The sequence below is a fragment of the Agromyces humi genome (assembly GCF_009720255.1).
GTDB lineage: Bacteria > Actinomycetota > Actinomycetes > Actinomycetales > Microbacteriaceae > Agromyces > Agromyces humi.
This window is the reverse complement of the sequence record NZ_WJSP02000488.1, coordinates 1-2,381: the sequence shown is the minus strand read 5'-3', so window position 1 is coordinate 2,381 and position 2,381 is coordinate 1. Positions and strand designations below refer to the sequence as shown.

Genomic DNA, 2,381 nt, shown 5'->3' with positions numbered 1-2,381 from the left:
GCGGGCGGCGGCGGCGCCTTCGCGCACTGAGAGCGCGGCGGCCTTCAGGCGGTGGCGGATGCCTCGGGCGTCGGGGCCGCGGCATCCGGGACCGGGAAGATCGCGGTGACGAGCCGCGACACCCACTCGATGAGGTCGGCGTCGCCGGGCAACTCGCCCCCCGGCGTCGGGAACGGCACGAGGATGACGTCGTTCTGCGCGAACTGCTTCGCGCCCGGGTACAGCCGCTCGAGACGCACCCGCCGGGAGTCGGGGATGTTCGCGGGCGCGATGCGCAGCTTGGAGCCCGTGGCGATGACGTCGGAGAGCCCGGCGAGCTGCGCCTGACGGCGGAGCCGGGAGATCGCGACGAGGTGCGTCACCGCGTCGGGCGGGGTGCCGTAGCGGTCGACGAGCTCGTCGACCACCGCGTCGATCTGGCCCTCCTTGGCCGCCGGTCCGCTCGCTGCGGACAGCTTCTGGTAGATCTCGAGACGCAGCCGCTCGGAGTCGACGTAGTCCTCGGGGATGTGCGCGTCGACCGGCAGCTCGAGGCGCAGCTCGGTCTGGCCCTCGGCGACGTCGCCGCGGAAGGCCGACACCGCCTCGCCGATCATGCGCAGGTAGAGATCGAAGCCCACACCGGCGATGTGCCCGGCCTGCTCGGCGCCGAGGAGGTTACCGGCGCCGCGGATCTCGAGGTCCTTCAACGCGATCTGCATGCCGCCGCCGAGCTCGTTGTTGGCGGCGATCGTCGACAGGCGGTCGTGGGCCGTCTCGGAGAGCGGCTTCTGCGCGTCCCAGAGGAAGTACGCGTACGCGCGCTCGCGGCCTCGGCCCACCCGTCCGCGCAGCTGGTGCAGCTGGGAGAGGCCGTACTTGTCGGCGCGGTCGATGATGATCGTGTTGGCGTTGGAGATGTCGAGGCCGGTCTCGATGATGGTCGTCGAGACGAGCACGTCGAACTTGCGCTCCCAGAAGTCGACCACGATCTGCTCGAGCACGTGCTCGTTGAGCTGGCCGTGGGCGACCGCGATGCGCGCCTCGGGCACGAGCTCGGAGAGCTGCGCGGCGATCCGGTTGATCGACGAGACCCGGTTGTGCACGAAGAACACCTGGCCCTCGCGCAGCATCTCGCGGCGGATCGCGGCGGCGACCTGCTGCTCGGAGTACGGGCCGACGAACGTGAGGATCGGATGCCGGTCTTCGGGCGGTGTCGCGAGCGTCGACATCTCGCGGATGCCGGTGACGGCCATCTCGAGCGTGCGCGGGATCGGCGTGGCGCTCATGGCGAGGATGTCGACGTTGGTCTTGAGCTTCTTGAGCTGGTCCTTGTGCTCGACGCCGAAGCGCTGCTCCTCGTCGATGATGAGGAGCCCCACGTCCTTGAACTTCACCTGCTCGGTGAGGATGCGGTGCGTGCCGATGACCATGTCGATGGTGCCGTCGGCGAGGCCGGTGACCGTCTCGCGCACCTCCTTGTCGGTCTGGAACCGCGACAGGGCGCGTACGTGCACGGGGAATCCGGCGAAGCGCTCGTTGAAGGTCTCGAGGTGCTGCTTCACGAGCAGGGTCGTCGGCACCAGCATCGCGACCTGCTTGCCGTCCTGGATGGCCTTGAACGCGGCGCGCACGGCCACCTCGGTCTTGCCGAACCCGACGTCGCCGGCGAGGAGCCGGTCCATCGGGATCGGCCGCTCCATGTCGGCCTTGACCTCGTCGATGGTCTGCAGCTGGTCGGGCGTCTCGGCGAAGGGGAACGCCTCCTCGAGCTCGTGCTGCCAGGGCGTGTCGGGACCGAAGGCGTGCCCCTTCGCGGCCATGCGCGCCGAGTAGAGCTTCACGAGCTCGACGGCGATCTCGCGCACGGCCTTGCGGGCACGCCCCTTCGCCTGTGCCCAGTCGCTGCCGCCCATCTTCGAGAGGGCCGGTGCCTCGCCGCCCACGTAGCGGCTGAGCAGGTCGAGCTGGTCGGTGGGGACGAAGAGGCGATCGCCGGCCTGACCGCGCTTCGACGGCGCGTACTCGAGCACGAGGTACTCGCGCACGGCCGTGGGCTGCTGCTGGATGCCCGCCGTGCGGCTCGGGCCGGTCGGCCGGCTGCCCGTGGCCACCTCGCGCTGCACCATCTCGACGAACCGGCCGATGCCGTGCGTCTGGTGCACGACGTAGTCGCCGGCCTTGAGCTGCAGCGGATCCACGACGTTGCGACGCCGGGTGGCGAGCTTCGTGTTCTGGCGGGCGTCGTAGCCGGCGGCGCGGCCGTAGAACTCGGATTCGGCGATGAGGGCGAGCTTCGCCTCCGGCACCTCGAAGCCGCGTGCGGCCTCGGCCTGCACGAGGTAGGCGACGCCGACGTCGAGGTCGGCGGGCACCTGCTCGACGATGCGCGCGGCGAGGCC

The 2,381-nt window shown here is 70.5% G+C and carries 1 protein-coding gene; it reads right to left on the bottom strand.

Going from position 1 to position 2,381, the window contains the following annotated elements; genetic code table 11:
- Nucleotides 1–44: 44 nt before the first annotated feature.
- Nucleotides 45–2,381 (bottom strand): transcription-repair coupling factor (mfd, locus tag GH736_RS21295; protein ID WP_159606869.1); only part of this gene is annotated, 2,337 nt, incomplete at its 5' end.